The sequence below is a fragment of the Algoriphagus aquimarinus genome (assembly GCF_007997215.1).
Taxonomy (GTDB): Bacteria; Bacteroidota; Bacteroidia; order Cytophagales; family Cyclobacteriaceae; genus Algoriphagus; species Algoriphagus aquimarinus_A.
On sequence record NZ_VORW01000050.1, the window covers coordinates 1 to 920 of the forward strand.

The window sequence follows — 920 nt, forward strand, 5'->3', positions numbered from 1 at the left end:
CGAGTAAAAATGGATAATACTGGTGTAATAGGGCTAATTGACCCTAATGCGCCTGCCGGAAGAATTCAGGAAGAAGCAACCGATCTTCCCCTAGTTTTAGTTTCTCAAGTTGATCCCCCAGAATATGATGGCAAAACACTCAAGGCTACCCATGTAGATATAGACGGAAACTACGCTTATGTATCTTACAATACGGAAGGTGACACCTATTTGGGAGCAGTGGATATTTTTGATATCAGTAACATCTATAGCCCGAAGATTACTGAGCAAGCTATTTTTACTGATACAGATATCAGTTCACTTGAGTATAAGAATGGCAAGCTCTATTTAGCAGCAGCTGTAAGCGTCGATCAAAACGCTGAGGTAACTTCGCCTGCTAACTTAATCACCGTTTCAGTATCAGGAGGAAGATTTACTTCAGATTTTGTATACACATCTTTGCCTGGCTTTGTAGCTACAGACGTAGCAAATACCAATTCCAACACCGCAGTAAGTAGCGGAAATGCAGGAGTAATCGGGCTTTTTGACGCTTCTCAAACACCTGGGAAAACTTCCGAAATAACAGACCTGAGAGCTGTAGCTTTTGGAAATGACAAATTAGCCGTGCTTAGCGGTACCACAGGTATCCAAATCTTGGATCCCAATAGTCTGTCTGAAGTAATTTCAATTCCTTTAGCTTGCTGATGTGCCAGGGGCAAAAAGAACCTTAGATATTGATAATGGCAATCTATATGTAGCGGAAGGTGCAAATGGTGCCGGAATTTACAAAATGGCAGATGGTAGCCTAATCAGCAATTTAGCTATCCCAATTCGCCCTGAAAATGTAGAATCAGGTGACATTGTTACAAACGCAGTATCCGTTGATAATAATTTGCTGTTCATGGCAAATGGTGCTGCGGGAATCTCCATATCAAATGTAA

General features: G+C 41.4%; 2 pseudogenes. Both read left to right on the forward strand.

What is annotated here, in order from left to right:
- A pseudogene (locus ESV85_RS22410) lies at positions 1–684 on the forward strand (hypothetical protein); the annotation flags it as partial.
- Position 685: 1 nt separating this feature from the next.
- Positions 686–920, forward strand: a pseudogene (locus ESV85_RS22110) (hypothetical protein); the annotation flags it as partial.